A 26,701-nucleotide genomic window follows, 5' to 3' on the forward strand; every position below is an offset into this window, starting at 1 on the left:
AACTGGTCTGTTTTCTTAATTTTAGCTGATTATAATAGAAACAGCGGCCCTGGGCTACGTTTTGGAATCGCAAATTCTTCAGGGTAATCAACATCAACAAAATATAATCCTGCTGACGGCGCTGTCATTCCAGCTACACAGCGATTTTTTGCTTCAAGTACTTCTTTAAGCCAACTCACCGGCTCTAACTCCTGACCAATACGCATTAAGCTTCCGGCAATATTTCGAACCATATGATGTAAAAAAGCATTACCCCTAACATCTATAATAACAAATTCGCCCTGACGGGTAACATTACAATGATATAAGGTACGAATTGGAGAATGTGACTGACAGTGTACGGTTCTAAATGAAGTAAAGTCATGACGACCAACCAAATATTGCGCCGCTTGATGCATTAAATTTTCGTTTAGTGGGTAATGGCAAAAACTAATACCAGAGCTTAAAATTGCCGAACGTAAGCGGTTGTTATTGATAATATAGCGATAACGCCTTGCGGTAGCACTAAATCGAGCGTGAAACTCGTCATTAACTTCTTTTACCCAAGAAACAGCGATATCTTGAGGTAGATTTGTATTTACCCCTAATGTCCAAGCAACATCTTTTCTGATTTTGTCAGTGTCAAAATGAATAACTTGATTGGTAGCATTGACACCAGTATCTGTACGACCAGCACAAATAACTTCAACAGGTTCATTCGCAATTTTAGACAATGCTTTTTCTAACTTCTCTTGCACGCTAACCGCATTTTTCTGTCTTTGCCAACCATGGTATTTACTACCATCGTATTCCACACCTAAAGCATATCGCATTTTTTTCTCCACAGCTAAGGGCGCGCATTATCCATTATTTTATGCATTTTTGCCAAGCTAGGATTTAAAAATAGCTAAAAGTAATGTTACCAACATTATTCCACTGCCATATCGACCTTCATTTACATCGGAAAACAAGAACGCTTTAATACTGTGCAGCCACAAATAACTAAACGCCATATGAATACCTTTTATCGACAGTCATGGAAACCTTAATGCCTTGAAAGGTAGTATATTTAAGAAAGGCTTTAACATCTACGCTCATTCACATCCATGTGACCGCATCATACCATTCATCCTGAACATCTACGCTCTTTCACATCCATGTGATCGCGTCATACTGTTCATCCTGAACATCTACGCTCTTTCACATCCATGTGATCGCGTCATACCGTTCATCCTGAACATAAAAAGGCTGCAAATTGCAGCCTTTAATAAATTCGTAATGTGTAATTACTTCAGGTTATCTAACAATTGTTGAGCATCAAATTGCTGTTGAGCATCCCCTTGTTTAACAACATCTTGCAAAATAACTTCAGCATTTTCAGTATCACCAATTTCAATATAAACTTTTGCTAAATCAAGTTTGGCTAGCATACCGTTATCATCGTCATCCATATCTTCATCTGTAACATCACCTGCAAACTCAGGAAATTCACCTAAACCAACATCTATATTCATTTTTTCATAAGGTTCAGTTGGTGCGCCATCAAGTAAGCTATCTGACAATAATGAATCAACCGATATAAAGTCTTCTTCTTGTTGTGGATTGCCGTCATTACTTTCTAGTGTTTTGTCCTCAACTGACTCAAGAGCTAAATCATCACCAATATCAAAATTATCACTTAATTCAAACTCATCAGTTGTCGATGAACTGGTTTCTTCTTCAATATTTGCCAGTAAATCATCAAAGTCTAAATTATCAAGCTCTTTAATATCATCAACGGCTTCGTCGTTATTGTGCTCTTCCGTTGTCGGCGAGCTAATATCATCAGCTAATAAATCAGCTAGAACATTGCTATCAGTGAAGTCGGGTGACAACTCAACCATAGCGTCGGCATCTTTTTCATCATTTAAGAGTTGAGTAAGTGTTGATTCATCAAAATCGGCTGACAATTCTTGTAATGTATCGTCATCAATAAACTGCGATGTTTCAGGTTTGTTGCTCTCTTCCGGCAGCTCAACGTCTAATAAATCACTGTCGAGTAACTCATCACCAATATCTAATGACGCTTCTTGAATCTGATCGTCTGAATTATTAACTTCATCAATTAAAGCATCAATATCGAAGTCATCAGAAATCTCGGCAGACGTCGAGTCGTTATCGGTATTATCTATAACAATTTCAGGTTGATTAACTTCGTCAATTAAAGCGTCAATATCAAGTTCATTTGAGGTTTCATCAAACTGTGCTTCATCTTCAGAGTTATCTGCAACAACTTCCGGTTGATTTACTTCATCGATTAAAGCGTCGATATCAAAATCTTCAGATTCAATATCATTTATTGGTTCTTTTATTTCACTTGCTGCAGCTGGATTACTTCCGTTATTGTCTAGCTGCTCTTCAACAAATTCATTAAGCAAATCACTAAAATCAGCATCAATAAATGACTGAACATATTCATCAGAGAAATTATTAATTAGCGCAATATTTTCACTTTCTGCCAGTTCTTCACTAACCTCTATAACATCGGCTTTGTTTTCAGGGATAGGTTGTTCTTCAATGGTCGAGCCTGAGTTATTTTCAACTGCCATTTCACTCAACAAAGCGTCAATATCATCTGGATCTGACACTTCTTTCGTCATATCTTCAGCTTGGTCATTGTCCGGAGAATCAGTGCCTATAGCATCATCTGTACTTATGGCATCAAGCAGTGCGTCAATATCATCTGGGTCTGACACCTCTTTCGTCATATCTTCAGCTTGCTCATTGTCTGAAGAATCAGTACCTATAGCATCAAGCAGTGCGTCAATATCATCTGGGTCTGACACTTCTTTCGTCATATCTTCAACTTGCTCATTGTCTGAAGAATCAGTGTCTATCGCATCATCTGTACTTATGGCATCAAGCAGTGCGTCAATATCATCTGGATCTGACACTTCTTGCGTCATATCTTCAGTAAGCTCATTGTCCTGAGAATCAGTGCCTATAGCATCATCTGTACTTATGGCATCAAGCAGTGCGTCAATATCATCTGGGTCTGATACTTCTTGTGCCATGTCTTCTGCTTGCTCTTTGTCTGAAGGACCAGTGCCATTATCTTCTTCTAATGCAGGCGTATCTGACTCTATACCATCAAGTAAGGCATCAATATCATCAGGATCAGTAATATTTTGTATATTTTCGCTAATAATCTTTTCTTCACTACTTATACTTTCACTTTCTTCCAACGCAGGCGTATCTAACTCTATGCCATCAAGTAAGGCATCAATGTCATCTGGGTCTGAAATTTCAGCATTATTTTCAACATTGTTTGGCTCCTCACCAACTGCATCTAGTAAAGCGTCAATATCGTCTGGGTTAGTAACATCTTGTGCACTATCATCTATATTACTCGATTCTTCACCGACAGCATCAAGTAAGGCATCAATATCATCTGGGTCTGAAATTTCAGCATTATCTTCGGTATTGTTTGGCTCTTCGCCTGCTGCATCGAGTAAAGCATCAATGTCATCAGGGTCTGAAATTTCGACATTATCGTCGACATTGCTCGATTCTTCACCCGCTGCATCGAGTAAAGCATCAATATCATCTGGGTCTGAAATATCAGCATTGTCATCGACATTGCTCGATTCTTCACCCGCTGCATCGAGTAAAGCATCAATATCATCTGGGTCATTTACAACTGCGGCACTTTCTTCTTCATCGCCTGCTAATAAGCTATCCAATGCCCCTTGATCGACAACACCACCTGCTAATTCATCGATAACTTCTTCACTATCGGCTGCGTCTTCAGTATCTAAGCCTTCAAGTAAGGAGTCTAAATCTCCTTGATCTAACTGACCGCCTTCAAGCGGTTCGTCTTCAATAATTTCTTCAGATTCATCATCAAGTGAAATAGTTTCAACATCGTCTTCTAGTGATATGTCTTCTAAATCATCAAGATCTTCCAATTCATCGTCTAACTGAATAACATCATCATCAAGTAATTCGTCGTCTAACGAATCTAGATCATCAGAGAAAAGATCGTCATGTTCTTCATCGGTTTCAGCTAAATCAATTGATAATTCATCATCTAGAGATAATTCGTCATCTAAAGAGAGTTCATCGTCTAAAGACAGTTCACTATCAAGAGGTTCGGCTTCATTTTCAACTTCAGGAACAACTTCCTTCTCAGCAACAGGCGCTTGCTTTTTAGCTACTGGCGTCTCTTTTGCTGGTTCTTCTTTACTCGTACGGCGTCTTAAAATGAAAGCAACTATTGATAAAACTAATACTGCAGGTAATGTTGCCATCAACGCAACAAACCACGAGCTCGACATGAAGTTTTGCTCTTCTAATTCAGCTTTTTGCTTCTCTAATAGCAGCGCTTGCTCTCGCGCTTCCGCTTTTGCCAATAACTCTTGTTGCAGTGCGATCATATCGTCCATCTGCATTTTAATTTCTTTACCTTTGGCAACTTCATTTTGCATTACGCCAAGTTGGTCATTAAAACTCGATAATCGTTGACGTAACGCTTCATTTTCTTTTAATAGGCTCTGTAGGCCATCAATAGAGTCCAAAACATCGTTTTGAATGGTTGCTAACCTTTGTTGCTGGGTATTATCAATTTCTTTCAACTGCACATTAATTTCAGACTTCGCCGCTTCCAAGTCTTTTTTCTTCACCGACATTTCTTCAGGCGGCTTCGTTATTTTTTTCGTGACTTTTACTACTTTCTTTTGCCATGCCTTGTCATCACTGCGCGATTTTTGTTGCGCATTAGCGGTATTAACTGCGCGCATAACATCAATAGATGGGATCTTTAAATACTGACCATTAATCATATGATTAAGGTTATTGTCTTTAAATGAACCAGGGTTATTCTCATATAAAGCTTGCATGACTTGGTAAACTGATAGTCGAGGGTCAGGGCGCACTTTTAAGGCAATATTCCACAAAGTATCTTTTGCAGTAACAGGACCATAGCGATCGTAAGGAAAGGCATCAGTTGATTTGGGGCCACGAATACGAATGCCACCATCTTCGGCAAAAGTTGGCAAACTAAAACAGCTAATGCTTATAATAAATACCTGCCATAGGCACAGGCGTAACAATCTTTGCATCAAGATTTCCTAATTATAATAATTATTCGCCAATAGATTGGCGGCTCCAAGTCAGGAGAATGTAAAGCAATGTTTATTCCAATTGTAAAAACAATCGCTTAATACCCGGAGTTATTGTTTTATACGATCTAAATTCATAAAACGAATTCTTCTTCTAGGCTTATATTATCGTTAATTTAACTAAAGATATATATGCCACAGCAACTAACAAAAAACCCGTCGTTTATTATAACGACGGGTTTTCATTTTTCTTTAGTAAATCTGTGGTTTAACTGAATTTATTTTAGTATTCAGATAGATGTTCTTTAATCAGTAATTCTGCAATTTGAATGCTATTTGTAGCAGCACCTTTGCGCACGTTGTCAGCTACTATCCACATATTAATACCGCTATTGTGGCTAATATCTTCGCGAATTCGACCAACAAAAGTATCATCTTTACCGCTTGCATCACCTATTTGCGTAGGGAAGTCTTCATCGTTATGACAAACAACTAAGCCTGGTGCCTGGCTAAGTAAATCTTTCACTTCTTCTGCCGAAATAGGCGAGTCGGTTTCAATATGCAACGACTCACCATGACCAAAAAATACCGGTACACGCACTGCGGTTGGGTTAACAAGCACGTTATCATCCCCCAATATTTTCTTTGTTTCCCAAACCATTTTCATTTCTTCTTTGGTGTAGCCATTTTCAAGAAACACATCAATTTGCGGAATAACATTAAAAGCAATTTGACGAGGGAAGTTTTTCGACTCAACCGGTTTACCACATAATAAATCAGCGGTTTGTTTTGCTAACTCGTCCATGGCAGCCTTACCACCACCAGAAACCGATTGGTAAGTGCTAACGTTAACACGAGAAATGCCAACAGCATCGTATATCGGCTTTAGTGCCATCATCATTTGAATTGTTGAACAATTTGGGTTAGCAATAATATTACGGTTGCGATATTCAGCAAGTGCATGCGGGTTAACTTCTGGCACCACTAATGGAATGTCAGCTTCATAACGAAACTCTGAAGTGTTGTCGATAACAATACAACCTGCATCACCCGCAATAGGTGCATACTTTGCCGAAATTGCTCCGCCAGCAGAAAAGAAACCTATTTGTGCTAGGCTCCAATCAAAATTATCAGCATCTAATACTTCAACATTTTCGCCATTAAACTCAATAAATTCACCTGCAGAGCGAGCACTAGCAAGCGGATAGAGTTTATTAATCGGAAAATCACGTTCTTCAAGTATTTCAATAATGGTTTTGCCAACTAAACCTGTTGCACCTAGTACGCAAATATCAAATTTCTGTGCCATGATCCTCTCTCTTTTATGCAAGTTTTTTACTAAAGCCAAGCTGATGTGGCGCATCTGAGCTTAGCACGTTATTCAAGCCAACCATGATCGAAGAAAACTCCCGGCGAGTCGGGTAAGTTTTACGAATATGGTCAAACCCTTGAGTTTTTATTTGCTGACGAAAAATAGCGTCGTCACGCCTAACATCGTATACCATTTTCACCAACTGGTTTAGCAGTATTTCATTAAATTCCTGCTTAATTTCAACATAGTCAATCAATGGTGTTGGTAAAAAGTCTTGTAACTGCTTCGTTGGCGTAATTTTCAACTGTTGACATAATGCCCGATACAAAATTTCAGTGCCACGAGCTTTTCCTTCTAAGCTATAACCAGCAATGTGAGCAGTAGCTATTTCGCAATGCTCAATTAGTGGCATTAAAATATTTGGCTCAGTTTCCCAAACATCTAAAACCAATTTCAACTGGTGCCCTGCTTGTTTCATTTCTAACAGAGCCTGATTATCAATGACTTCTCCTCGACAGGCATTAATAAGTATTTGATTTTCATTTAATTGAGTTAAACGTTCAGCGCTTAATAAATGATAGGTAGGGTGTTGACCTTCACGAGTTAACGGCACATGCAAAGAGACAATATCGCAACTAAGAGCTTGTTCAAGCGAAACGAAGTCTCGCTTATCATTTGCATCGTCTGCCAATAATGGATCACACAATACATGCTTAATATTTAGCGCGGTTAATTTCTCGCTTAAGCGTGAACCGGTATTACCAGCGCCGACAATACCTACTGTCATATTTGATAAATCAAGTAAATAACGCTCAGCTAAAATGACCATAGAACTTAGCACATATTCAGCAACTGATACCGCATTACAACCTGGTGCAGAATAAAAACTAACATCTCGCTGTTTTAAGTAGTTTTGATCAATGTGATCCACACCGATAGTTGCTGTTCCAACAAAACTAAGTTGCTTATTATCACTAAGCAACTGTTCATTTACTTTAGTGATAGAGCGAACCAATAATGCATCAGCTTTCGCAACATCTCTTGCGGTTAGAGCTCGGCCTGAAAAGGCCGTCAGTTGACCAATATCTTGAAAAAACTCTGCCGCAAATGGCATATTTTCATCATAAAAAATATTCACAGTATTCTTCCAAAAATTATTAAGGTAATACGACTATTCTAGTGCTAAGCAGTTATCGTCAATTTCTTCGCGTAACTTTCTTTTTCAATATTAGTCACTTCAACAGTTATCGCTGCATCTTCGATACCTAAGCGTTCAAGTTGATTACTAACACTTGCACTAAGACTTTTACGTTGTGATAAATCTCGACCAGAAAGGATTTTCAAATTTACATGAACAAAAACTTGCTCTGAGCCAGGAAGATAAAAGTCATCAAATGCGCATGCTCTTACTTTAATATCACTTGCAACGAATAATTCACTTTGATTAGCACCTTTATAAACAGCGTGCATTAGCTGTTCTACCGGTAAACTTTCGGTAATTTTTGCAGAATACTCAATAATACAATGTGGCAAAGGAAACTCTTAAATCAAGTCAATAGACAGATATGGCATTGTAACGAGTTTTATCGGCAAAAAAAATCAAACTCACGCGATTATTTAATCTATTTTATAAGACTTTAGCCTAACTACAGGCGACTTATTGAAGCTTTTATAAGTAGAACTCTGTATCAGTAAACTTATTTTGCTTTAATAAATCAATAAACTTTCTAACTTTAGGAATATTGATAATATCTCGGTGCACTAAAACCCAAGTCGATACTTGCCAAGCTTTATCAATGTCAATTACAATCAAGTCGTCATTATTGTCTATTGTTCCTTTAGTGCTAACACCAATACCACAACCGCTATTTAATGCATAATTTAGCACTTGTGATGCTGAGCTTGTTACGATAACTTTTTCTTTAGATGCGTGCTTATAAATCCATTCATTCCATGGTAAGTGTTCTAAACGTTCAGCAAGCGCAATAAACTTATGCTCTGATAAATTACTCGCACTCGGCATACCATAACGTTCAATATATTTTCTATGTACACAAAGCTCCAACTCGATGCTTACAAATGGCATAACAATATTATCTAGCGTCTCAGGTTTTATACCTGTGCGTATTGCAAGATCGGCTTCACCATATTCAAGATCATATTTGCGAGTATCGCCGACAATATCAACTTTCACTTTTGGATAAAGCGATTGATATTCAACAATGGTGGGGAAGATTAATTGCGACAACTCATTGATACTGGTTATGGTTAATGTTCCCTCTAACAACTCTTCTTTGCTTTTAGCTCGATTAGCGAACTGCCTAAACTGTGTATCCGTTACTTCACCTAGGCGCATGACTTCTAGCCCTGCTTCAGTAGGAATATAACCTTTATCATTTCGTTGAAAGAGCTTCGCTTGAAGGTTTTCTTCTAAGATGTCGATATGACGCATTACTGTCGATCTATGCACACCAAGATCAATAGCCGTGGCGCTAAGTGTTCCCAGCTTTGCAAGTCGATAAGCCGTTCTAAGTTCTGTCCATTTTTCCATAATCAAGTCACGTTGCAAATTTGCACACATAAATTGAATATTCGCTCATTAACAATAATATCGCAACGAATTATTATGCTGTGCATTGTTTAGTTATTATTTAGGAGTTTTACATGAAAACGCAGGTACTCATTATTGGTGGCGGTTTTGCTGGAGTAAGCACAGCCCAAAGATTAGAAAAGCAAGGTATAAAAACCAGTTTAGTTGATAGAAAAGACTATTTTGAAGTTACTTACGCTGTTCTACGTGATGTTGCCGATCCCAAAAAAAATCAGGGTAATTCGCGTAAATATTATAATGACATTCTTACCGGTACTTTTATTCAAAGTGGTGTTAAAGAGCTAAGAAAAACATCAGCACTATTAGAAAACGGTGAAACGATAACATTCGAGAAGGTTGTTATAGCATCGGGGTCACGTTATCCATCTCTGCCTTTAGCGAAGTCTTCGAAGGCAATGTCGTTAGCAGCACGTACAGATGAACTTAACGAGTATCACAATAATTTAAAAGGAGCGTCAACTGTGCTCGTTATTGGCGGTGGAGTCGTCGGTGTAGAGTTGGCTGGAGAAATAGCCTATGCCATGCCAAAAGCCCAAGTTACCTTAGCCCATAAGAGCGGTACACTGCTGGATGGCTTTAAAGAAAAAGCCCAACAAAAAGCACTTAAACAGCTAACAGAAGCCGGTGTGACTGTTGAATTTAACACCTTCTATCAAAAGAAAGGTGACGTATATATTGATGTAAACTCGAGTAAATCTATTTCTCCTGATGCAATTTATACTGCTATAGGGACGCTACCAAATAATGATTTTCTAAAGCAAAACTTTAACCATACGCTAAATGATAAAGGCCTAGTAATGGTCGGAGGGAATTTAGCTGTTAAAGGAGAAAGTAACTTTTATGCCATCGGGGATATTGCTGACGTCGGTGAGGCAAAGCTTGGCTACCTCGCATTAGAGCAAGGTAAATATTTAGCCAATGTTATTGCCAAGGACTTTATTGGAAAAACTTACAAAGCCTATAAAAGAAATCCATTTATGGCCTTAGTTCCTACGGGACAAAAGACTGGCGTAGTGCAGTTCCCTTTCATGGTTTCGACTTGGAAAGCACTAGTTAACATCAAACAAAAAGACCTATTTATTAGCAAAACCTATAACGAATTCTCTAAGTAAAGCCTAAGTAAATTGGCGATGAAAATTATCAGATCACGTTATTGCCTACATGGATGAGTGTACTTAGCTTTTGCCTGAAACAAAAAAGCTATGCCTGCATGAATAAACTAATGCTTAGCAAGACAGGGAGAGTGAGAAAGGCCTAAACATCGGCGCTCTTTCACATCGACAAGCAAAGATGCTTTAATGCCGTGAAGCCATAGATAGCTATAAACGGCCTTATGATAACGTCATTGCCTACAGGGATGTAGGTACTTAGCTTTTGTCTGGAACAAAAAAGCTGACCATTCATCCTGAGCATAAAAAAGCCGCTATCAATAGCGGCTTTCTCTTAAATAATTAAAATTAATTATTATTTATATTTTTGCATCAATAACGTAGCGTTTGTGCCACCAAAACCGAAACTATTAGACATCACAAGATTAAGTTCAGCGTCACGTTTTTCAGTAACTATATCTAAACCTTCAGCTTGTTCATCTAAGGTATCAATATTAATTGAAGGAGCAACGAAGTTATTCTCCATCATTAATAATGAGTAAATGGCTTCATGTACACCAGCTGCACCTAATGCATGGCCAGTCATTGCTTTCGTTGCACTGATTGCAGGAGAGTCTTTACCAAAAACTTCTTGAATCGCGCCAAGCTCTTTAACATCACCTACCGGTGTAGAAGTACCATGAGTGTTCAAGTAATCAACTTTGCCTTCAACGCCGTGCATTGCTTGTTGCATACAACGAATAGCGCCTTCACCACTTGGAGCAACCATATCGTACCCATCAGATGTTGCGCCATAGCCAACAATTTCAGCATAAATATGTGCGCCACGTGCTAATGCATGCTCAAGTTCTTCAACAACAACCATACCGCCGCCGCCAGAAATAACAAAACCATCACGGTCAGCATCGTATGTACGTGAAGCTTGTTCAGGCGTTTCATTGTATTTAGACGATAATGCACCCATGCCATCGAACATCATAGCTAATGACCAATGCACTTCTTCACCACCACCGGCGAATACCACATCTTGCTTACCTAACTGAATTAATTCAGCGGCATGACCAATACAATGGGCACTAGTTGCACAAGCAGAACTAATTGAATAGTTAACACCTAAAATTTTAAATGGTGTTGCTAAGCAGGCTGAAATGGTGCTCGACATTGTTTTTGGTACTGCATAAGGGCCAACACGTTTAACGCCTTTTTCACGAAGCGTGTCTGCTGAATTAACAACATTTTCTGATGATGCACCACCAGAGCCAGCAACAATACCTGTACGGAAGTTCGACACTTGCTCAGGTGCTAGCTTCGAATCTTTAATCGCTTGATCCATTGCAATGTAAGCGTAAGCTGATGCTTCGCCCATAAAACGTAAAGCTTTACGGTCAATATGATCTTTGATTGCGATTTCCGGCTTGCCCCAAACTTGGCTGCGTAAGCCTTTTTCTGCAAAACTTTCTGCGTTGGTAATACCTGAACGTCCTGTTTGTAATGACGCTAAAACTTCTTCTGCATCATTACCAATACTTGATACAATACCTAATCCGGTGATAACTACACGTTTCATTTAAATAACCATACTTAATTAAAAAATCTGGGCGTATCATACAGACTTTTGCCCCCTATACTGGTCTGTCCAGCGTACACTTGTACACTGAATTTTTGCATTTTTATGACAGAGCTCAATAATACGCGGTAAAATAACCTTTTTTTGGCTATAACAACAAGTAAGAAGATTGTAAAAAAGTGATTGAACAAACAAAAATTAGCTTTCAAAAAGATGGCTCGCCATACTCTACTCAGTTTGACGACATTTATTTCGATACCGCTCAAGGCACTAAACAAAGCGAGTGCGTATTTATTGAAGGCAATAATATTGAAAATCGATTGGCAAATAACTCAGGAACATTTGTTATTGCTGAAACTGGTTTTGGTACTGGCTTAAATTTTTTGCTGACCTTAAAGATTTTTCAACAATTACAGCAAAAAAATGAAGACGTTACTAATAAAAGTCATCTACACTTTATCAGTGTTGAAAAATATCCATTGTCAAAAGAGCAGCTGACTCAATCACTCACCATTCTTCCTGAGCTTAACGAATTAAGTCAGCAACTAATTGCGCAATACCCTGAACAACCCGCAGGCGAAGTAACACTCACATTTCTTGATGATACAGTCACCTTACAACTTATATTTAATGACGCCACCCTTGCTCTTTCTTCTTTAGCTGTAAAAAAACATCCTCGACATATGGCAATGGTCGACGCTTGGTTTCTTGATGGGTTTTCGCCTGCAAAGAATCCAGAAATGTGGCAGCCTGCATTATTTCAGCAAATAACTCGGCTCTCCAAAGAACAAGCAAGCATCGCCACTTTTACTGTATCAGGTAAGGTCAAACGATTGCTTATATCAGCGGGCTTTAGAGTTGAAAAACGTCTTGCTGATGGTAAAAAAAGTGAAATGCTGTCAGGGGTATTTCAGCGAAACCCAAACTCAGGAAAAGGTTATCAACAACGACCACTAATTACCAAACCTCAACATGTCAGTATTATTGGTGGTGGTATTGCCTCAGCCTGCGCTGCCTATGCATTAACAAAAAGTGGCGTAAAGGTTACCGTTTATTGCCAAGATTTCAGTGTTGCTCAAGGCGCATCAAGTAATAACATTGGCGCCCTCTACCCGCTTATTCATCAACAGACCGATGACATTAGTTTATTTTATCAGCAAGCCTTTAATTACGCTGTTAATCACTATAAAAACATTGCTGAGCAAGGCTTTAGTTATGATCATGATTGGTGCGGGTTATTAGAAATATCATACAAGCCAGCTTTGGAGTTACGTCAACAGCATATTGCCAATTCCAACATTTGGCCTAATAGTCTGCTACACGGAGTTAATAAAAAACAAGCTTCTGAATTGGCGAGTATAGAATTAGCTCACGGCGGTTTATTTTTCCCAAAAGCTGGCTGGATTGCACCCGCACAACTTGTCAAAGCCATATTTAGGGCCGCAGAGTCAACCAATCGTCTTCGTATTGAAACAGGTTATAAAATAGAAAAAATTAGCCAGCAAGTCGACGGTAAATGGTTATTACACAGCACAACAGAAAATATTAAAGCCAGTGTGCTAATTTATTGTGGCGGCGCGCAAGGCATTCCATTAAATACCATTAAAGAATTACCATTAAGCTCCGTACGTGGGCAAGTAACGAGTATGGCAAGCAACGAAAAATTTAAAAATTTATCAACGGTTATATGTCACAAAGGCTACTTAACACCTGCAAATAACAACTTACACTGCATAGGCGCAACATTTCAGAAAAATAACTTTGATACCGACGCAAAACCAGAAGAAGACCAATTTAATCTTGATATGCTTGAAAAGTGTTTACCCGGCTTAAGTTCTTGGCAAACCAGCGATATTGTTAGCAGTAAAGCCCGCTTACGTTGTATGACGCCAGATCATTTGCCTATGGTTGGCGCTATGCCTGATATCGACGCCCATAAAACAGCATATGCCCATTTAAGCAAAGACAAGCGCTGGCGCTATGATCAACAAGCGCCGATTATTGATAACTTATATATGATGACAGGCTTGGGTGCGCGAGGCTTATGCACAGCTCCACTACTGGCTGAAATTCTAACTGCAGACATTTGTGGTACACCTTATCCACTCAATAACGAGCAGCTATTTAACCTAGCGCCAAACCGTTTCGTTATTCGCGATATTATTCGCAGAAAATTTGATTAAGGCAAATTTACGCGGTAAATGCAGTATTTAATTGCTGCCAATAGTCTTGCACTATCTGGCGATCTTGCGGGCTAAGTTCCGTGCGGGCTGCCTGTAATTTTTCACTTATATTGTCAGCGAGTGCTTGCGTAAGTTGCTGTGATTCATCTCCATATTCACTGCCCGCTAAACTAATAAAACCACGTAAATAACTGCCCGCAAATAGCTCATCGGCACTAACATCTTGCGATACTTGCTCATCTAGGTAGTGATATAACGCGGTAAGGTTTTCAAATGTCATACTTAATTCCAAAGTCTAATAGGCTTAATAGTCAAAGCCTGTTCTATATTTTAAATAAGATTTTCTTAAAATGCCTGAAAAATTATTGTGGACTCGCCACCGGGTATAAAACTTGATCATTGTAACCGGTAATAACCGGCAAATAGCCTGATAACTCCATATCGAGTTCACTATCACCTGTATCAGCAATTAACGGTCTTGCGGTTAACGCATTCAGCTTTGTTTTAGTGGCAATAATGTGTATGTTTTCTTTACCAATAGCACGAATAACTCTAGGGCTTAATTGTTGATTACCTCGACCAAAGATATGCCCTTGGCCGCCAATTAAAGTGATCACAAGTTTAATACTGCCCTGAGTACGATTTTGAATTAATTGCCATAATTGCGGCTCAGTTAAATCACTGGCGAGTAATTCTTGCTCTTGCACTGCATCAACACCTAGTAAAGTATTATCTAATGCTAACTCTTCCATGACAAATGCCGTAGTAGAGCCTGAGCCGATAATAAATAGCTCATCATCCATTTTAGAAATTATATCGGCAGCAATATCCTGCAAAACCAATTCGTCTGACTCTTTACCACCAGATTTCACCGCCTGAATATAGCGCAACTCAGATGGCACTTGCATTTCACCATAACGCTTGGCTTTGACAATACCTTGTCGAAATAAGCTTTCGTCAATATCCATCACATCAGCATCAGTCAAACTGACCAACTGATTAGTGATCATTAACTCTACCACTCGCCCTGCCGCTTTTGGTGTAATTGCGTAAACCCCTGAATGGATTTTACAACCAGCGGGAATACCAAGTACTGGAAATTTATCACCAACAATATGGCACACGTTACGCGCCGTGCCGTCACCGCCAGCAAATAATAATAGGTCAATATCCAAAGTCATCAGCTTAGCAACTACTTGCTCGGTATCACGCTCATTGGTGACGTCACTTTTTAGTTGATATATCACCTCAGTGTCAAAACCTAACGTTCGAGCAGCATTCTCTCCCATCTCACCAGATGCAGTATGAACGACAATATTATCTCGATAGGGCTTAAGGATTTCTAAAGCCAAAGCAGCTCTTGCATTAGATTTCGCTGTGGCGCCAAGTGCTAGCGCTTGCTCAGCAACACCTTCACCATCACTGCCTTTTAGTGCAACACTGCCGCCAATACCAGCAATAGGGTTTATCACTAAACCTAAGTTAAACTTTTTCATTAAGTTATCTCATATTATTCTTGTTAACATGTTTCAACAGTATTCGCTGTGTAGAGAAAATGTTCTGTTATTAACGGCCAAGGGCGTTGGTAATGTTCTGCAAGCACCTTAATTAAAATTTCGGCGTCTTTCGGAAAACCTACATTTAAATAACTGCAGACCTGTTGATAAACTTTTGCTTTAAAGGCAAAGCGGTCAGTTTCTCCTGAGCCCGATAAATTGTCAGTTGAAACATCAAAGTCTTTACCTGCGGCAACACATAATGCCCATTCAATGGCTTGCGGTTTAATTTCAACTTTTTCAAAAGCTAGCTGTTGTTGCTGATCTCGACCATCCGGAACATACCAATAACCAAAGTCTTCTAGCTGACGGCGTGCTGCCCCTGCCAAGCACCAATGAGAAATTTCATGTAGCGCACTCGCATAGTAGCCATGGGCAAATACAATTTGGTTAAACGAGCAACTTTCATTTACAGGAAGATATATAGGTTCATCATCGCCTTTGATTAAGCGTGTATTATATTGGTAAAAGAAAGTACTTTCGAAAAGCTCGATAAGATCCTGATAGTGGTGAATAACTTCAACACTTTTATTTTCTATACCTGACATAATTACTAAATAACCTAGCTATCAACAGCTTTACTATACCTAACTTCATTAAAAGCTATTCTAACATTGTCGCTCTTTCACATCCATGTAATCACGATATGTTGTTCATCCTAAACATATACGCTCCTGTGCATCCATACACTCGCGTTATACCGTACTTCCTGTACATAAAACGGCGATGATAACATCGCCGTTATTTCAACAATATTGGTTTATTCAGTACTGGTTTATACAATATTGACTTAAACAACAAAGCTTATTTTTTCTCAGTTCTCATATCTAAAATTGGCATATTACCACTTCCTAATACCGTTGCTGGTAACTTGCCATCCCAGTTTTGGGCTTCAGTTAATTTCACAATGAGTGGATTGTTACCCAATGCTTTTGCTTTTGCGGTTATAGCCTGTGCTTCTGCTAAACCTTTAATACGAATAGACTCTGCTTCAGCAATGGCAACAAGTTTAATACCATCTGCTTTAGCTTTTGCAGTATTTACATCTCGCTGAGCTTCTAGGTTTTGTCTTGCTAACTTATGCTTTTCTGCGTCTGCTAAGTTCTTTTCCGTTTGCTTTGTTTCGATTGAGGTTAAATATTTCGCTGGTAATTTAATGTTTTCAATCTGAATATTATCAACAGTAACGGGAAAATCTTTCATTTCTTCAATAAAATTAGCTTCAATGGCCTGAATTGCACTAGCACGATCTTGAATTAACTTTTCAGCATCATACTGGGGAATGACATCTTTAGTTGCCGAACGAAATCTTGGATCCAAAATACGACTTTCAAACTGAGATAATCCGCCATATTGTCTGAAAAGCTCTAATGCTGCAGTTTTGTCAACTGTCCAGTTTACTGAAACACTAATAGTAACCGGCATTTGCTCTTTAGTGCTTGATGCCATTCTTTCTTCATTTTTACGTGTTCTAACTTCAATTTCTTCAACACTATCAATAAAAGGCATTTTAAAATGCAGCCCTGGATTAACTTGCTCTTTCGCTTCACTAAAACGTTTTACAATTCCGATGTGCCCTTCGTTTACCGTATATACAGAGCCAACACCAATAATCACAGCAACGGCTACCGCCGCAATTGACTTAACAGGTACATTTAATTTCTCAACATTCATAACTATTCCTTTTTATTTTAAAACCATTTTATTATTTTGATTACTTTCCTAAACTTTCAGTTTCTTTTTCAACGCCACCTTTAATCACAAAATAACCGAAAACACCCGAAATTAATGAACCGATAACAATACCTAGTCGGTCTTGAAAAATAAGATTACCACTACTTCCCGTCTCAAAAGCTAGCGAACCAATAAACAAACTCATAGTAAAACCAACACCACACAAAATGGCAGCCCCGTACAGTAAACGCCAATTTACATGTTTGGGTAATTGCGCAAAACCTAATTTAATAGCGATAAAACAAAAGCCAAAAACCCCAATTTGTTTACCCACAATCAAGCCAACAATTATACCAAGTGGTACAGGTGACATAACTTGCTCGATACCTACACCTGAAAAACTGATACCAGCATTAGCAAAAGCAAATACAGGCAGAATAATAAAGGCAACTAATGAATGCAGATTATGCTCAAGTGATTTCAACGGTGAAGGCTCATCTTCTTTACCTTTAATAGGAATAAAAAATGCCAAAACAACACCTGCTAATGTCGCATGCACACCTGATTTTAGCACTGCTACCCAAAGTACAATTCCTAAAAAGATATAAGGTGCAGTACTGGTTACGCCACGTTTGTTCATGGTAAATAAAATGGCTAAAATCACCGCAGAAAAAATCAACGACAACATAGAAAGCTGGTCGGTATAGAATAAGGCGATGACAATAATGGCGCCCAAGTCATCAAAGATTGCTAATGAGGTTAAAAATACTTTCAATTGCAACGGCACCTTACTGCCAATGACAGACAATATACCTAACGCAAAAGCAATATCTGTCGCCGTAGGGATCGCCCAACCATTGATAGCTTCTGGATCATTATAATTAAAGGCGACATAACATAATGCTGGAATTAACATCCCCCCTAATGCACCAATTGCTGGCAAGGTTATTTGACCTGGTTTAGATAAATCACCTTCTAAGAATTCTCGTTTTAGCTCTAGGCCAACGAGAAAGAAAAATAACGCCATTAAACCATCATTAATCCACAACAAAAGTGGCTTCGCTATTTCAAAGCTACCGACGGCAACTTTAACAGGTACATCAAGTAACATATCGTAGTATGTTATGAGTGGAGAATTAGCAATTATCATTGCTGCAACTGCAGCAAACATTAGAATAATCCCGCTTGCCGCTTCTAATTTTAGGAAATCGTTAATACTTTTAATTATCATATGTTCTTATTTTTCAAATATGCGTCACGACATAATATGTCACAAAGAAGAATTATACAAACTTGTAATCGTATTAAGATGTAATAGCATAACAAAATGATAAAAATTCGGAAATTGATACAAATATCGAAAATTATTCATATTTATAGTAAATGAACTAGCAATGTGGGATTTAATAAGTGTAATATTTAACAAATGAAAAATATCAAACTGACCCGGTCAAAAGGCACCAGCATTAATGAAAAAACTAGATGATATCGACTTACGCATATTAACGTTACTCTATAAGGATGCTGATATTACCAATAAAGAATTAGCATCAAAAATCGGTATTGCACCATCAACTTGTTTAGAGCGCGTAAAGCGTATGAAAAGCAATGGTGTTATTAATAATGCGTTTATCGATATTAATTTTAAAAGTATCGGCGGCAATATCGAAGCAATAGCAGCAATCAAATTACAGCCCTATTCAGAGCTCATTGTTAACCAATTACGAGATGATTTATTAAAGCTACCCGAAATTATTAGTTTGTATCATATGGGTGGCAGCTATGACTATTTTATTCATATGTCTGTTAAGGATAGTGAACACTTACGTCAATTTGTTTTCAATGCCATTACCTCCCGTGAAGAAGTTACCACGGTAGAAACATCACTGATTTTTGAGCATAGCCGAAGCGGCGTACTGCCTAATTTTGATGACGAGTAGATTGTAGATATTCGTAATGAAAAATATAGCCTTATTTAGCTTTCTCGCCGACCAAATAAAAGTCTTATTTCAAACAGTATTGATATAAACTCATAAATTGCTCCCTTAAATAAAAAACGCCTAGCATTTTTACTAGGCGTTTTTATCTGCAACAATTGTCAGGATTTATCTGACATGTTCATTATCTTCAAATTAGAAGTTATAAGTTGCTTTTACGTAGTAAAAACCACCATTGTAATCAAATGGACCACTTTCGTAATATTTAGCACCTAATTGACCATAAGACTCTGCTGGTAGCTTTTGAGCTTCTTGGTCGAAGATGTTATTTGCACCTGCAGATAACGTAACACTATCATTTAAGAAATAACTAACTTCAGCATCTACTGTAATAGCCGAATCCGCAATTTCATTCCAACAACCAATAGCACACGTATCATCTGCATGAGTAGCAAAGTATTCACCGAAATAGTTGACACGTACAAAGCTTGTCACATTTTCCCATGACTGAGAAACAGTGAATGTTGCACGATGATCCGGCATACCTTCTTCTAAACGATGTACCTTACCTTCATCTGTCGTTAACGGATTAAATTTGTCCACTTCCGTCTCGTTCCAGTTGTATGCTAACGATAGTAAAGTATCACCGCCCAATAGCTCCATGGTATAGTTTGCAACAACATCAATACCTTGTGTAGTAGTATCAAAATCATTTGCAAAATAGGTAACAGCAGAAATTAACTCTGGATTAACAACACCTAACGCTTCAAGTGCAGCATGGTCTGAAGCCAAAACATCAATTTGACTAGATTGCGCCAATCGATCCGTTACTTCAATATTGTAGTAATCAAGCGTAAAGAAGAAGTCTCCATCTTGGAAAACAAAACCACCCGCAAAGCTTCTTGACTCCTCTGGAGTTAACTCTTTACCGCCATAAAAAGCTGAAAGCGGGTTAGTAGGTGGGGCCAAGAATGTTTGAATCAACTCACCATTTACTAATGATGTTTGCGTATTTACAACATTCGCTTGACCAACTGTAGGAGCTCTAAAACCAGTACTATGAGATAAGCGTACTGAAATTTCATCATTAACAGTATATTGACCCGTTAATTTGTAATTTGTCGTGCTACCAAAAGTATTAAAATCTTCATAACGAACAGCAGCACCAACAAGTAAATCTTCAGTTAATTGCGCTTCAACATCAACATAGGCAGCGATATTACGACGATCATTTCGACCTTGTGTTTCAGGGCCAAAGCCTTTAAAACCATGTGAGCCGATATTAAACCCTTGGTCTGCAAATGCTCCTGCTTTCCATGAAGCTTCTTCACCTGAAATAATTTCAAAGCTTTCCTCACGCCATTCTAAACCTGTAGCAACATTGACTGGCTCTTCTAAGCCCATTTCAAAACCTTTAACCAAATCAAAGTTAAAAGTTTTCTCCATTTGAATATAGCTACCAGTTTCAAAATCAACCGGTGTTTCTAAGCCAAGTGAAGGGTTTAATGTATTCTTTAAATTAAACTTAGATTCATTTCGACCAACAGAGCCACTTAAGTCAAAATACCAGCCTTCTAAGAAACCACTATTAATATCACCTTTAGTACCCATAGTTAATGACGTATCAGTAATATTGCCACCAAATTGAGGTGTATAACCACCTGGGAATATTTGGTTCATTGAGAAACAGTTCGGATCCGCCACCATGTCTTGATAAGCTTGTGTATCAAGAACGTTTGGTACATTTGCAGGAACCACAGCACATGTTCTAGCAGCACCTTGCGATTGTGCAATATCACCGACTAATAGTGTTTCACCACCATCAATTGAATAAACGTTACCACGGTTATGTGGGTTACGATAATAGAACCCACCGGTGACATCACGCTCAGAATAGTTACCGAACATGTAAAACTCTTTATCGTCACCTAAGTCTAAACCAACATTACCAAACAAAGTGATATCGTCTTCTACTTCTGGATTACCCCATATCTGCGCAGGGTTCTGAATTGAAGTATTACCAGCATCCGCTAAACCTTGAGCATCTGGACGCTGCACACTACGGCTAGTTGCATCCGCATTTTTTAATTGAAAGCTTAAGTTAACAAAACCATCATCAGTGAATGGTAAACCAACATTACCATCAATAATGGTTGAGTCACCATCCCCTTCATAATATGAACCTTGCTTAACAGAGACTGAGCCACCATCAGAATCATCTTTTAATACAAAGTTCATAACACCTGCAATCGCATCCGAACCATATTGAGCGGCGGCACCATCACGCAATACTTCGACTTGTTTTAAAGCGACAGAAGGAATTACTGAAATATCTGGTCCTTGAGCTCCGTCATTAATACCACCACCTTGGAATGCAATAACAGAAGCACGGTGACGACGCTTACCATTTAAAAGCACCAATGTTGAATCTGACGGAAGACCACGTAAATTTACCGGGCGAATTAATGATGCGGCATCTGATATCGGTTGAGTACGGGCATTAAACGATGGAATTGCACCAACCAACATATCTAACATATCGCTAGAAGCATTTTTACCTAATTCATCACCACCAATAATATCGATTGGAACAGGTGACTCTGCAACTGAGCGAGGTGCTGAACGGGAGCCAACCACCGCTATACGCTCAACTTCTTCAGTTTTAGCCGTTTCTTCAAAACCCGCAGCAAAGCTAGGTGCAGTTCCTAGCGCTAAGCCCACGGCAAGGGCTAACGTACCAGTACGAAATTTAGTAGACATGTTATTTCCTTCCTAATATTTGAATAATATTCTTATAGTTCTGTATTTTTATAATTATGTATTTTTATCTTTTTATTTAGCCAGTTGTGCTTATAAATTCACGTTGACATTATTAATAGTAGCGTGAATAACACAAAAGGCTTGATTATTTATAAAACAGCTAAAAATTCTTTACAAGTGGGTAATTTTCAAGATGGACAGCATCAAAGATTCAGATGTCGAAAAATAGCAAAGATATACGAAGTGCATGAATAGTTAGATTAACAAATATAACCAACCTGTAACCAACACCCTATACGGCTTATAAGAAAAGTTTCAAACATGTATTATGCGAAAAACTTCGTATTAAAATATTTATTTGATGAATAATTAGTCAACAAAAATAAATTGAACTTTTTTTGTTTCAATAATAGGCATACAAAAATTATGGTTGAATTCTCAACAATTAAGTTAACAGCTTGTTAAAAGTAATACTCTTTAAATTTGTGTTATATTCATTTTTTAATTTATAGATAAAAAAAAGCTCCTTAATAAGGAGCTTTTAAATTAGAAATTTAACTTACATTAGCTGGCAGGTAAAATTGTCGCAGTAACTTCACCAAAACCGATTCGAGCAGCGCCGTCTTTTTTACACCAGCCAGTCATAATCACACAATCACCATCTTCTAAGAATGTGCGAGTTTCACCGTTAGGTAAGCTAATAGGCTCTGAGCCGGCATTCGAAAGCTCAAGCATTGAACCTGCTTCTTCCGGATTAGGTCCAGATTGCGTGCCACTACCGAACATATCACCTGCACGTAGGTTACAACCATTGACAGTATGATGAGTTACCATTTGTGCAACAGTCCAGTATGAGTCTTTAAAATTTGACTGAGATAACTGTACAGGAGCTTGTTCCGTCTTGCGCATAGCTTCTGTTGCAATTAAAACTTGTAAATTAAGATCTAACGAACCTTGTGCCCTGTTTTGTTGAGACTCTAAGTACGGCATAGGTTGTGGATCAGCTAAATCTCTTGTCCATGTAGTTTTATATGGAGCCAATGCCTCTGAAGTCACAATCCACGGTGAAATTGTTGATGCAAAGCTTTTTGACAGAAATGGCCCTAGCGGTTGATATTCCCAGCCCTGAATATCACGTGCTGACCAATCATTAAACAAACAAATACCAAATACATGGTCATCAGCATGTTCGATGCTAATTGGCTCTCCTAAGTCATTACCGTTACCAATAAATACACCAACTTCTAATTCATAATCTAGACGTTTACAAGGGCCAAAAGATGGCTCTGTTGCCGTTGGCGCTTTGGTTTGTCCTTTTGGACGTTTAAAATCACTACCCGAAACTTCAATTGAAGAAGAGCGGCCGTGATAACCAATAGGTACCCATTTATAGTTAGGTAATAATGGGTTGTCTGGACGGAATTTTTTACCAACCGAAGTAGCATGATGAATTGAGGTATAAAAATCAGTGTAATCACCAATGTGACAAGGTAATGCATACTCAACATTAGCTTGTGCAACCAAGCAATCAATCAATTTGACTTCTAATGCAGAGCCTTGAGTTAGCGCCTGAGATAAAGCTTGACGTAACGCACTCCAAAAGTGCTTCCCCATTGACATAAAGTCATTTAATTGTGCTTTGCTACATGCTGCTAATGCTACTTGCACGTCGCCTTCAAAAACATTAAGTGCAAATACGGCTTGCAAATCTAGCACTTGGTTGCCAATTGCTACACCACCACGAAAACCTTCATCACTTGCTTTAGTTTTAAAGCTCGCAAAAGGTAAGTTCTGTATAGGAAAATCACAATTTTCCACATTGGCAGATTCAACCCAACTACGTAAAGCCGGATTATGTGTCTCATTAAGTAAACTGGTGTTAGACATGTGCTAAACAACTCCAAAATAAATTGTAACGTGAATTTAAAAACACGAAAATAAAGTTCATTGGCGCCATAATATAACAAGCTGCAACATTATGGCTATGCAAGAAAAATTTACTTCACCACAAACTGTCAACAATATTTTGCAGAGTTAGCTTTACAAGTCGCTTTTAAATAGCTCATAAATAAAAACTATCAATATTACTTTTTATTTGGTGATTTTTTGTTAAAATTCCGCGCGATTTATTTTGACATAAATCACATTACCACTTGCAATGAAATGTAAGTAATTTTCAATCTACAGCTCCTGATTTACTATCAGGCTCGCTCAATGGGTCAAATTATGAATAATATTACCGTTTGTGCTTTGTACAAATTTGTTCGCTTAGAAAATTTCGAAACTATTAAACCTGCTTTACTTAATGTTATGGAAGAAAATAATGTTAAGGGCACTCTTTTATTAGCGCTTGAAGGCATCAATGGCACTATCGCTGGTCCAAAAGTAGGCATAGAAAATGTTCTAACGTTTCTTAATAGCGACGAACGATTAGCAGGCGTTTCTTTTAAATGTTCTTATCACCAAGAAAATCCATTCCAACGTACTAAAGTTAAACTGAAAAAAGAAATAGTAACCATGGGAGTTGAGGGAATTGACCCTAATCTAACCGTAGGTACATATGTTAAGCCAAAGGATTGGAATGCTTTAATTTCTGATCCGGAAGTTTTACTCATTGACACCCGTAACGACTACGAAGTAGAAATCGGCACCTTTGAAAATGCAGTTAACCCAAATACTGAAACATTCCGCGAATTTCCTGAGTATGTTGCGAAAAACTTGGATAAAACCAAGCATAAAAAAGTTGCGATGTTTTGTACTGGCGGCATTCGCTGTGAAAAATCAACGGCATATTTAAAAGAACAAGGTTTCGAGGATGTTTATCACCTTGAAGGTGGCGTATTAAAATATCTTGAAGAAGTTCCTGAACAGGAAACTATGTGGCAAGGCGAATGTTTTGTTTTTGATGGTCGTGTTGCTGTTAATCATAATTTAGAACGTGGTCAGTATGATCAATGTTTTGCTTGTCGCTATCCAATTACTGAAGACGATAAGTCAAGCGAGCACTATATTCAAGGCGTTAGCTGTCCCCGTTGTTTTGATAAATATTCAGATGAGCAAAGAAGCCGCTTTCAAGAGCGTGAAAAGCAAATTAATTTAGCAAAAGCTCGTGGAGAAGATCATATTGGTGGCGAGATTAAACAAGTGATTGCTGAACGCCGAGCGGTGAAAAATGCCAGTAAGGAAGCACAGAAGAGTTAATTAACTGACTAAGCTTTATGCTATTAGCCCGCCCTTACCGCGGGCTTTTTTATAGCTAGAATTTATTAATAACTTGATACGTTAGAGTCACTAAAATTCAGGCAATAAAAAAGCCTTAACATATTACTGTTAAGGCTTTTAAACCCCGAAGGGAAATATGGTGCCTTGACCCGGAATCGAACCAGGGACACGAGGATTTTCAATCCTCTGCTCTACCGACTGAGCTATCAAGGCACTATCTTAATCAACGGCAGCATTAGCTTTCGCGTCAAAAGAGGCGACATAATATAGTGATTTTATTATGCCCGCAAGCCGTTTTATAAATTTTCTATAAAAAAATCAACTTACCGTAAATAATAAAAAAGCCAGCATAAATGCTGGCTTAAATTTAATGCTTTTCAATTTAACTTTTTAGCTAAATATAGCTTTCATTATCCAGAAGAAGATAATTGAAAGGCCTGCACCTACAGGTAAAGTAATTACCCAAGAGACAACAATGTTACGTACAACACCTAAGTTGATTGCCGCAATACCACGTGCCATACCTACACCTAATACAGCACCAACTAAAGTTTGTGTTGTTGATATTGGTAAACCAGCACCAGAAGCGATAACAACAGTACAAGCAGCAGCTAATTCAGCCGCAAAGCCACGACTAGGTGTTAAGTGTGTAATACCTTTACCGATAGTCGCAATAACACGATGACCAAATAAAGCAAGACCAGCAACAATACCTAAGCCACCTAATGGTAAAATCCACCAAACTAATGCAGCTTTCTTGGCAATTTCACCGCCGTTATCAACGATACTAACAACAGCAGCCAATGGACCGATTGCATTAGCTACATCGTTTGAGCCATGAGCAAATGCCATACAACAAGCGGTAACAACCATTAATACAGCAAACACTTTTTCCACATTTGCATAGTGCGTTGTTTTGTCGGCATTGGTGTCAAAATTAAGGCGACTAATAAAGTACTTACCAATAATTGCCACAATAACAGCAACAATTGCAGCCAAAAAGAATACATCAGCGCCTTGAAGTGCAAAGTCATAAAAGCCCAAATTTACGCTGTCTAGGCCGATGTGCTTTAACCCTTTCTTAATTGTCACTAGCGACAATACAAAACCAGCTAAAAACATGTAAAAAGGTACATAACGCTTTGCTTGATCTAAAGGCTTGTCAGTATCAAAAATAAGCTTTTGTGCACTATTGAAGATAACAAACGCGATAACACCGGATATGAGTGGTGTAACAATCCAACTACCTACAATGCCACCGACTTTACCCCATGCCACTGTATCAGGACTAATACCAATAGCAGCGAAACCAATAATGGCACCAACAATTGAGTGCGTTGTTGAAACTGGCCAACCTAAAATAGATGCAACTAATAACCAAGTTGCTGCCGCTAATAGTGCTGAAATCATACCAAAAACAAGTAATTCAGGAATATCGACAAAATATCCAGGATCGATAATACCTTTACGTATTGTTGAAGTAACTTCACCGCCTGCTAAATAAGCACCAGCAAATTCAAATACCATTGCGATAATAATCGCTTGTTTAATGGTAAGTGCTTTAGAACCTACCGAGGTGCCCATTGCGTTAGCAACGTCATTTGCACCTATGCCCCAAGCCATAAAAAAGCCTACGGCAGCAGCGATCATGACTAATAAAGAGCCATTTGTGAGTAAAATATCCATGAAAGG

Annotated in this window: 19 protein-coding genes and 1 tRNA gene; 4 read left to right on the forward strand and 16 right to left on the reverse strand. The window is 38.4% G+C overall.

Going from position 1 to position 26,701, the window contains the following annotated elements:
• Nucleotides 1–29: 29 nt before the first annotated feature.
• The 6 genes from truA to AC27E9_RS07675 form a co-directional block, all read right to left on the reverse strand.
• Complete coding sequence (gene truA, locus AC27E9_RS07650) at nucleotides 30–812, reverse strand: tRNA pseudouridine(38-40) synthase TruA (protein ID WP_487128836.1); 783 nt, start codon at nucleotides 810–812, stop codon at nucleotides 30–32.
• A gap of 453 nt (nucleotides 813–1,265) precedes the next feature.
• A complete protein-coding gene (locus AC27E9_RS07655; protein ID WP_487128837.1) occupies nucleotides 1,266–5,078 on the reverse strand; it encodes a FimV/HubP family polar landmark protein in 3,813 nt (1,270 codons plus the stop codon).
• Between the two features lie 283 nt (nucleotides 5,079–5,361).
• The gene (locus AC27E9_RS07660) at nucleotides 5,362–6,387 is read right to left on the reverse strand and encodes an aspartate-semialdehyde dehydrogenase (RefSeq protein ID WP_487128839.1); all 1,026 of its coding nucleotides are present in this window, start codon (nucleotides 6,385–6,387) and stop codon (nucleotides 5,362–5,364) included.
• 13 nt (nucleotides 6,388–6,400) lie between these two features.
• Nucleotides 6,401–7,528: a 4-phosphoerythronate dehydrogenase gene (locus AC27E9_RS07665; RefSeq protein WP_487128841.1), complete on the reverse strand. Its 1,128-nt coding sequence runs from the start codon at nucleotides 7,526–7,528 to the stop codon at nucleotides 6,401–6,403.
• A 44-nt stretch (nucleotides 7,529–7,572) separates the two neighbouring features.
• Nucleotides 7,573–7,923, reverse strand: coding sequence for a 5-carboxymethyl-2-hydroxymuconate Delta-isomerase (locus tag AC27E9_RS07670; protein WP_487128843.1), 351 nt, complete (start codon nucleotides 7,921–7,923; stop codon nucleotides 7,573–7,575).
• 136 nt (nucleotides 7,924–8,059) lie between these two features.
• Complete coding sequence (locus AC27E9_RS07675; RefSeq protein ID WP_487128844.1) at nucleotides 8,060–8,941, reverse strand: LysR family transcriptional regulator; 882 nt, start codon at nucleotides 8,939–8,941, stop codon at nucleotides 8,060–8,062.
• Nucleotides 8,942–9,054: 113 nt separating this feature from the next.
• Between AC27E9_RS07675 and AC27E9_RS07680 the strand changes: the two genes are divergently transcribed.
• Nucleotides 9,055–10,113, forward strand: a complete 1,059-nt coding sequence (locus AC27E9_RS07680; protein WP_487128846.1) for an FAD-dependent oxidoreductase — start codon at nucleotides 9,055–9,057, stop codon at nucleotides 10,111–10,113.
• 352 nt (nucleotides 10,114–10,465) lie between these two features.
• Here AC27E9_RS07680 and fabB read toward each other — a convergent pair whose 3' ends face one another.
• Nucleotides 10,466–11,677 carry a beta-ketoacyl-ACP synthase I gene (gene fabB / locus AC27E9_RS07685; protein ID WP_487128848.1) on the reverse strand — a complete coding sequence of 404 codons (1,212 nt, stop codon included), beginning with the start codon at nucleotides 11,675–11,677 and terminating at the stop codon, nucleotides 10,466–10,468.
• A 179-nt stretch (nucleotides 11,678–11,856) separates the two neighbouring features.
• On the opposite strand from fabB, the gene mnmC reads away from it, so the two are divergent.
• Nucleotides 11,857–13,860, forward strand: a complete 2,004-nt coding sequence (mnmC, locus tag AC27E9_RS07690; RefSeq protein ID WP_487128850.1) for a bifunctional tRNA (5-methylaminomethyl-2-thiouridine)(34)-methyltransferase MnmC2/FAD-dependent 5-carboxymethylaminomethyl-2-thiouridine(34) oxidoreductase MnmC1 — start codon at nucleotides 11,857–11,859, stop codon at nucleotides 13,858–13,860.
• Nucleotides 13,861–13,867: 7 nt separating this feature from the next.
• Here mnmC and AC27E9_RS07695 read toward each other — a convergent pair whose 3' ends face one another.
• The 5 genes from AC27E9_RS07695 to nhaA form a co-directional block, all read right to left on the reverse strand.
• A complete protein-coding gene (locus AC27E9_RS07695) occupies nucleotides 13,868–14,140 on the reverse strand; it encodes a YfcL family protein (protein WP_487128852.1) in 273 nt (90 codons plus the stop codon).
• Nucleotides 14,141–14,222: 82 nt separating this feature from the next.
• Complete coding sequence (locus AC27E9_RS07700; RefSeq protein WP_487128854.1) at nucleotides 14,223–15,356, reverse strand: ATP-NAD kinase family protein; 1,134 nt, start codon at nucleotides 15,354–15,356, stop codon at nucleotides 14,223–14,225.
• 23 nt (nucleotides 15,357–15,379) lie between these two features.
• Nucleotides 15,380–15,931 carry an elongation factor P hydroxylase gene (locus tag AC27E9_RS07705; protein WP_487129186.1) on the reverse strand — a complete coding sequence of 184 codons (552 nt, stop codon included), beginning with the start codon at nucleotides 15,929–15,931 and terminating at the stop codon, nucleotides 15,380–15,382.
• 289 nt (nucleotides 15,932–16,220) lie between these two features.
• Complete coding sequence (locus AC27E9_RS07710) at nucleotides 16,221–17,090, reverse strand: prohibitin family protein (RefSeq protein ID WP_487128856.1); 870 nt, start codon at nucleotides 17,088–17,090, stop codon at nucleotides 16,221–16,223.
• Nucleotides 17,091–17,130: 40 nt separating this feature from the next.
• Complete coding sequence (nhaA, locus tag AC27E9_RS07715; protein WP_487128858.1) at nucleotides 17,131–18,321, reverse strand: Na+/H+ antiporter NhaA; 1,191 nt, start codon at nucleotides 18,319–18,321, stop codon at nucleotides 17,131–17,133.
• Between the two features lie 238 nt (nucleotides 18,322–18,559).
• Here nhaA and AC27E9_RS07720 point away from each other — a divergent pair, with 238 nt between their 5' ends.
• Entirely contained in the window at nucleotides 18,560–19,030 is a 471-nt protein-coding gene (locus AC27E9_RS07720; protein WP_487128859.1) for an Lrp/AsnC family transcriptional regulator, read from the forward strand.
• Nucleotides 19,031–19,222: 192 nt separating this feature from the next.
• Here AC27E9_RS07720 and AC27E9_RS07725 read toward each other — a convergent pair whose 3' ends face one another.
• A complete protein-coding gene (locus tag AC27E9_RS07725) occupies nucleotides 19,223–21,787 on the reverse strand; it encodes a TonB-dependent receptor plug domain-containing protein (protein ID WP_487128861.1) in 2,565 nt (854 codons plus the stop codon).
• 564 nt (nucleotides 21,788–22,351) lie between these two features.
• The gene (gene fahA, locus AC27E9_RS07730) at nucleotides 22,352–23,674 is read right to left on the reverse strand and encodes a fumarylacetoacetase (protein WP_487128862.1); all 1,323 of its coding nucleotides are present in this window, start codon (nucleotides 23,672–23,674) and stop codon (nucleotides 22,352–22,354) included.
• A gap of 339 nt (nucleotides 23,675–24,013) precedes the next feature.
• On the opposite strand from fahA, the gene trhO reads away from it, so the two are divergent.
• A complete protein-coding gene (gene trhO / locus AC27E9_RS07735) occupies nucleotides 24,014–24,988 on the forward strand; it encodes an oxygen-dependent tRNA uridine(34) hydroxylase TrhO (RefSeq protein WP_487128864.1) in 975 nt (324 codons plus the stop codon).
• Between the two features lie 158 nt (nucleotides 24,989–25,146).
• Here the strand turns inward: trhO and AC27E9_RS07740 are convergent.
• Nucleotides 25,147–25,222, reverse strand: a tRNA-Phe gene (locus tag AC27E9_RS07740).
• Nucleotides 25,223–25,399: 177 nt separating this feature from the next.
• Nucleotides 25,400–26,695, reverse strand: a complete 1,296-nt coding sequence (locus AC27E9_RS07745; protein WP_487128866.1) for an inorganic phosphate transporter — start codon at nucleotides 26,693–26,695, stop codon at nucleotides 25,400–25,402.
• Nucleotides 26,696–26,701 lie beyond the last annotated feature (6 nt).

This window comes from Colwellia meonggei (genome assembly GCF_057537295.1).

Excerpts from the sequence above, each read along its gene's own strand:
- AC27E9_RS07745 (WP_487128866.1), bottom strand. The coding sequence starts at position 26,695 with ATGGATATTTTACTCACAAATGGCTCTTTATTAGTCATGATCGCTGCT.
- AC27E9_RS07655 (WP_487128837.1), bottom strand. The coding sequence starts at position 5,078 with ATGCAAAGATTGTTACGCCTGTGCCTATGGCAGGTATTTATTATAAGC.
- AC27E9_RS07700 (WP_487128854.1), bottom strand. The coding sequence starts at position 15,356 with ATGAAAAAGTTTAACTTAGGTTTAGTGATAAACCCTATTGCTGGTATT.
- nhaA (WP_487128858.1), bottom strand. The coding sequence starts at position 18,321 with ATGATAATTAAAAGTATTAACGATTTCCTAAAATTAGAAGCGGCAAGC.
- AC27E9_RS07660 (WP_487128839.1), bottom strand. The coding sequence starts at position 6,387 with ATGGCACAGAAATTTGATATTTGCGTACTAGGTGCAACAGGTTTAGTT.
- AC27E9_RS07710 (WP_487128856.1), bottom strand. The coding sequence starts at position 17,090 with ATGAATGTTGAGAAATTAAATGTACCTGTTAAGTCAATTGCGGCGGTA.
- AC27E9_RS07725 (WP_487128861.1), bottom strand. The coding sequence starts at position 21,787 with ATGTCTACTAAATTTCGTACTGGTACGTTAGCCCTTGCCGTGGGCTTA.
- AC27E9_RS07680 (WP_487128846.1), top strand. The coding sequence starts at position 9,055 with ATGAAAACGCAGGTACTCATTATTGGTGGCGGTTTTGCTGGAGTAAGC.
- trhO (WP_487128864.1), top strand. The coding sequence starts at position 24,014 with ATGAATAATATTACCGTTTGTGCTTTGTACAAATTTGTTCGCTTAGAA.
- fahA (WP_487128862.1), bottom strand. The coding sequence starts at position 23,674 with ATGTCTAACACCAGTTTACTTAATGAGACACATAATCCGGCTTTACGT.
- AC27E9_RS07675 (WP_487128844.1), bottom strand. The coding sequence starts at position 8,941 with ATGGAAAAATGGACAGAACTTAGAACGGCTTATCGACTTGCAAAGCTG.
- fabB (WP_487128848.1), bottom strand. The coding sequence starts at position 11,677 with ATGAAACGTGTAGTTATCACCGGATTAGGTATTGTATCAAGTATTGGT.
- truA (WP_487128836.1), bottom strand. The coding sequence starts at position 812 with ATGCGATATGCTTTAGGTGTGGAATACGATGGTAGTAAATACCATGGT.
- AC27E9_RS07720 (WP_487128859.1), top strand. The coding sequence starts at position 18,560 with ATGAAAAAACTAGATGATATCGACTTACGCATATTAACGTTACTCTAT.
- AC27E9_RS07695 (WP_487128852.1), bottom strand. The coding sequence starts at position 14,140 with ATGACATTTGAAAACCTTACCGCGTTATATCACTACCTAGATGAGCAA.